Consider the following 4,765-nt stretch of genomic DNA (forward strand, 5'->3'; position numbering starts at 1 on the left):
CATAGGCTAGCCTGAGACCTCGAGTGCGGACCAGTCCAACAAGCCGATGAACCGATCCACAGGGGCCCGGTCGCGTGCCTGCCTTAGTTCGGGTGTGCCTGAGAGTTGGCGGGAGGTGGACGGTTATCTATATCGTTAAATTTTTTGCCGCACCCTCGTAGACTATGTTGTAATACATTGTAGTAGCCAAACTCGAGGGTATAGTCATGAGCGTCACCACGGTTCGCCTTCAAGCAGAAGTTGAACAGCACCTGGAAGCAATTGCTGGCAGGTTGCACCGGAGCAAAGGTTGGGTAATTAACCAAGCATTATCGGAGTACATAGAAAAGCAGCAGCTGGAGCAAGAGCGCTGGAAACAGACCTTAGAAGCAATGGAGTCCGCTGCACAAGGCAAGGTTGTTGATGCCCGCGAGGTTCACAGCTGGCTTAATAGTTGGGGAACCGACAACGAGCAGGATGCACCGAGGTCAGGTAAGTGAAACTGGTTTACACGGACGAAGCCATTGAAGATTTACAGCGCCTCAGGGAGTTCATTGCAGTCCACAATCCATCGGCGGCAGCCCGGATCGCCACCGAACTGGTTGGCAAAATCGAATTGCTTCCTGATTTTCCCAAGATGGGCACACCAGTTGAAATGGCACCGGTGCCTGACTCTGTTCGAGATATGGTTTTCGGGAAATATGTCGTTCGATATTCGCTCCATCCCAGTGCCATCATCATTCTCCGGGTATGGCATGGCCTTGAAGGTGAGCGGTAGTAATTTAACCAGGCGCGTCACTCGGATGCCTTTGTCTCCGCTGCGCTGCGACAAAGCCACCGGTGCGCTTCAGCGTTAACCAGAAGGAGAAAGCATGAAGTTACAAGATCATATGAACTCCATTTCATTGATTGCAGAGAAGATCAAGCAGAAAGATGATGAGTTGCACAAAAAACACGGAGTTGAGCTTGGTATTTCTCTGGGTGATCCTGCGTCTCAAGCTTATCTCAGCGAGGCGAGAGATATCACTTCTCCTCTAACTGAATACCTCGCAAGCGTAGATGTAAATGATTTGGCCAAGCTGGTTACGCTAATGTATGCCGGCAGGGATTATACCCAACTCCAAGAGGCTGGCTCGCTGGCTCAGTTCCATGAAGATCTTAAGGCCGTGGGTGTGCATAGCGGAAGCAAGGAAAAATACGAGGGGATGATTCGTGAGAAAGTGATGAACCTACCTATTTATTATAAGCAGTTCAACGAAGTAGCCCAGAGAATGGGAATTGATCCTGAAACCGCTTTTTGAACTGTCAAATAGTGGTTAACAAGTCGCATCAGTTCGCGGCCGATGGCCGCCGGACGCCCTTTACGTGGCTCCTTCGTAGCCAAGTAAAGGGCGCCGCTGTGCTTCGGCGTTATGTGTACAAAGATTCCACCTCGGAGATAGTGAATGGAAGATGATTTTGAAGTCGAAATGAGCCCCCTTTGCCAAGAACTGACAGCTGACGGGAAAGTGGTCAAAGTAGAGATCTACCGCGGTGACACTGGTGGCTGGATTCTCGAAGTGGTGGATGAATTCAATAACTCCACCGTATGGGATGACGAGTTTGATACAGATGCGGCAGCACTGGATGAGGCTAAAGCGACTATCAGGGATGAAGGCATCGATTCTTTAATTGGCATCGACTCGTGAACCTCGGTGAATCAACCACATAACCCATATGAGCCTTCTCGGAATCAATAGGCAATAGTGTTTTTTTGGCCGCGCCAGCGGCCAATCTAAATCCATGAGCGAGAACGCCTGCTTCGTCAGTCTCGTATGGCTGTCAGGCACTCACAGCAAACACATATAGGGGCTCTCTTACGTGGCTTTAGACCACCGCCTGGCCAGTCGTTCCTTCGGTCGATCAGGGGCACCAGACATTCATCGGTTAACCGGTCACTGGCACTATTCAAGGATCTGGCTGCGTAGCTCCAGTTAGTTTCAGGCTCAGGACCGGTGTAAGCGCACTGGCTCATGGTATTAAGGCACGCCCACGGGGTGGCTAATCAAAGCGACTGGCTTCAACGGCGGTGATAGAAGGCCGGTTTGGTATCGAGTACCAGTCAGCGGACACCGGGCTTTCAGCCATCATCCTGTTTGATCCAGTTAGACGTCATGCTCACCCCGTGGCGTGACTAACCCTTCAGGAATCGTTGTTCATCGAACACCCTCTGATGCTTGAGCATGAAGTAGGCAGCCCGGCCCAGCTTGTGGGCCAGCGCGGACAGCGCCTTGGGTTTGTTCATGCGTTTCTGGAGTTTCTGTAAATAGCGTTGGGCCTTGTCATTACCCCGCAGGTACAGCACGGCGGCCTCCGAGAAAGCCCACTTCAGATGGGCATTACCGATCTTGTTGCCCTGGGTGCCGTAGACTTTGCCAGCAGACTCGGCTTTGCACTTGATGAGCCGGGCGTAAGAAGCAAACTTCTGCACCGTCTCAAATCGCTGGATGTCGCCGATTTCGTAGAGCATCGTCAGGGCCAGGATACGACCCACACCAGGAATGGTCCGCAATACACTCAGAGAGGCAGGATCGTGTTGTTTGGCTTGCCGTTCCAGATGTTCTTCCAGCTTGCTGAGTTCCCGGTGATAGCACTCAATGATGGCCAGGTCGAGATCGATGTTGTGTTGGACATCCCGGTCGGCAAACGTCGCCCGGACTTGTTCCCGGGCGCCGATATTCTTCAGGTTGGCCTTGTTGGGCGGCAGGTTGTATTGGCTCGTGGTATTCACCACATGGGCTTTGAGCATGGCCCCGTGTTGGACGATGCGGGTGCGTCTGCGAAGTAAATCCCGGGTTGCCCGCATCTCCTTGGGATAAACGTAGGCCAGGGGGAAATTGCCGCCCTTCATGAGCATGGCGATCTTGAAGGAATCGATGCGGTCGTTCTTGGTTTTACCGCCATGAATGGCCTTCATATACAAGGCATGGCCCAGGATAAAGTGAATGCCGTGTTCTTCACACAGATCCGAGATCCAGTACCAGCAGTGCATGCATTCGACACCGATCACCAGATCATCACGAAACAGTTCAAGCACAGCCAGTAGCGGTTCCGGGCGAGCTTTGATTTCTTTGTGCAGAAGTACCTCGCCCTGTTGGTCGATGATGCAGACATACAGGCTGCGGGCATGCAGATCGATTCCACAATAATGGCGGTGGGTGCTATGGTAAAAGTTCATGAGTCTTCTCCCTTGTAGTGCTTCGTCGCCTTCCAGCTTAGCGGGTAACCGCGAGGCTGGGGAGAAGGCTCAATCAGTATCAAGGCGGTCAACCGGACACCAAAAGCGTACCGCTTTTGGTTCCCTGCGCTGCGCTTCGGTGCCGGTTACCTGGGCGTTAACTTTCTAGGGAGTAAGTGTGGAAAGCACTGGTATCTACCGAGTATTAATGGATGAACGTTGGGCTCTGGAGGACCTTTACGGATTCCCTTATGCCTACCAGCAAGCACATTCGTTTGTTTTTCATTTTGATAGCTCCCAAGAGCTAGACCCTAGAATAGTCGACAGAGTAAACAAGACATTCCATGAATATCCGTGGCAGGGTGGATACAGTTACGTAAACCTTTATGCGGTGCTCTTCAATCAAATTCCGAAGCAACAGCGCCCAACCGTTCAGTCTATTCAATATGCTTCTCCAGGATGGATAGACCTTCTGATAAACCCTGATGTTGCACTTCAGGTGGCCAAGTCAGTAGGAATCCTATTGGGCGCAGGTGTTACTGCAGTTGAGGCATTCAAACGAATTGACCGCGCTAGGCTCGATATAGCGAAGCGCCGGCGGCAGCAGAACCGCGAATATGCTTCGCTCGCGGCATCTGAAGCAAAAGAATTAAATAATATGTCTGAGGAGCTCGCAAAGCACCTTGGCTTTCAAAGCTTGAAGGAACTTCAGGACAAAACAGAAGATCCGGAGGTTACGTTAAAAGTTCTTATGGCACATTATCGTCGGCTACGAACGCTAGGTGATTTCGTGGAGAGCGGCAAGGTGAAACTGCCAGAAAATCTTAAAGACGAAAGTTAACAAATGCAGGCAAGGGACGCTCCTGACGTCGCGCCCCTGCTGAAAGGCGTTAAAACGAAAACATAGGAGATCACATGCAACGGATCCCATCACAAATTATTTGGCGGGTTAATCTGCTCTTTTTATCCCTGCTCCCTAGCTTTGCCCTTGCAGGCAACACCACTCCTGAAGATTATCTCGCGGGCCAACCGTTGGTATTGGAGGTTCGGTATTGTGAGTGTCTGGCCACCAAAACCGACAGCGAACCCTCTGACCTTTTGCCCAGTTTTCTGAAGAAGTCGAGTCTTTTAAAGGTTAGCGTATCGAGCGAGGATAAAGGCTTTGCTTCTTCAAGCGAGCTGTCCATGGGTTATGAGCTCAAGCTGGTGGCAGGCTCGTCCGACCAATTTCAATTCAACTATGCGGGCGATTACACCACAAGTAATGGGAACAGTGCCGGCAACGGGGAGTTGCTGCTGGTTCAGGGGCAATGGGTCAATCTTTTTGGTTCACAGCATGAGAACGAAACTGGGTCACAACACAGTAATGTCGCAGTGCGGTTGGTTAAGTCCGGTGGTTCCTGATGGCAGGTTTTAACAAGTCAATTAAGTTCGTTCCGGCCTGCGGCCTCCACCGGACGCCCCTGTCGGGCCGCCGCTAAACCAAGGCGTTGAACTAGCCGCGCAAGCGCGGGGAGCGCGCCTGAGATCTTTGTTGATCATCGATTACTGAGTAGGGTTTTCAAGGAT

7 protein-coding genes are annotated in these 4,765 nt (G+C 51.6%); 6 read left to right on the forward strand and 1 reads right to left on the reverse strand.

Translation table 11 applies throughout. From position 1 onward, the window contains the following. Positions 1–206 precede the first annotated feature (206 nt). The 4 genes from AC13C0_RS00785 (at position 207) to AC13C0_RS00800 (ending at position 1,667) form a co-directional block, all read left to right on the forward strand. The gene (locus tag AC13C0_RS00785; RefSeq protein WP_022989998.1) at positions 207–479 is read left to right on the forward strand and encodes a CopG family ribbon-helix-helix protein; all 273 of its coding nucleotides are present in this window, start codon (positions 207–209) and stop codon (positions 477–479) included. Next, positions 476–757, forward strand: coding sequence for a type II toxin-antitoxin system RelE/ParE family toxin (locus AC13C0_RS00790; RefSeq protein WP_023012028.1), 282 nt, complete (start codon positions 476–478; stop codon positions 755–757). The genes AC13C0_RS00785 and AC13C0_RS00790 overlap by 4 nt, the downstream gene beginning before the upstream one ends. A 94-nt stretch (positions 758–851) precedes the next feature. Then, positions 852–1,280 (forward strand): hypothetical protein, encoded by a 429-nt coding sequence (locus AC13C0_RS00795; RefSeq protein WP_482953766.1) that lies wholly within the window; start codon positions 852–854, stop codon positions 1,278–1,280. 144 nt (positions 1,281–1,424) lie between these two features. Further along, positions 1,425–1,667 (forward strand): hypothetical protein, encoded by a 243-nt coding sequence (locus AC13C0_RS00800; RefSeq protein WP_482953767.1) that lies wholly within the window; start codon positions 1,425–1,427, stop codon positions 1,665–1,667. A gap of 485 nt (positions 1,668–2,152) precedes the next feature. Here AC13C0_RS00800 and AC13C0_RS00805 read toward each other — a convergent pair whose 3' ends face one another. Then, on the reverse strand, positions 2,153–3,196 hold the full coding sequence (locus AC13C0_RS00805) for an IS110 family RNA-guided transposase (RefSeq protein ID WP_117618755.1): 1,044 nt from the start codon (positions 3,194–3,196) through the stop codon (positions 2,153–2,155). 178 nt (positions 3,197–3,374) lie between these two features. On the opposite strand from AC13C0_RS00805, the gene AC13C0_RS00810 reads away from it, so the two are divergent. Continuing rightward, positions 3,375–4,037 carry a hypothetical protein gene (locus tag AC13C0_RS00810; RefSeq protein ID WP_482953768.1) on the forward strand — a complete coding sequence of 221 codons (663 nt, stop codon included), beginning with the start codon at positions 3,375–3,377 and terminating at the stop codon, positions 4,035–4,037. 74 nt (positions 4,038–4,111) lie between these two features. Continuing rightward, positions 4,112–4,600 carry a hypothetical protein gene (locus AC13C0_RS00815; RefSeq protein WP_482953769.1) on the forward strand — a complete coding sequence of 163 codons (489 nt, stop codon included), beginning with the start codon at positions 4,112–4,114 and terminating at the stop codon, positions 4,598–4,600. Positions 4,601–4,765: the final 165 nt, after the last annotated feature.

This window comes from Marinobacter sp. B-21 (genome assembly GCF_056857895.1).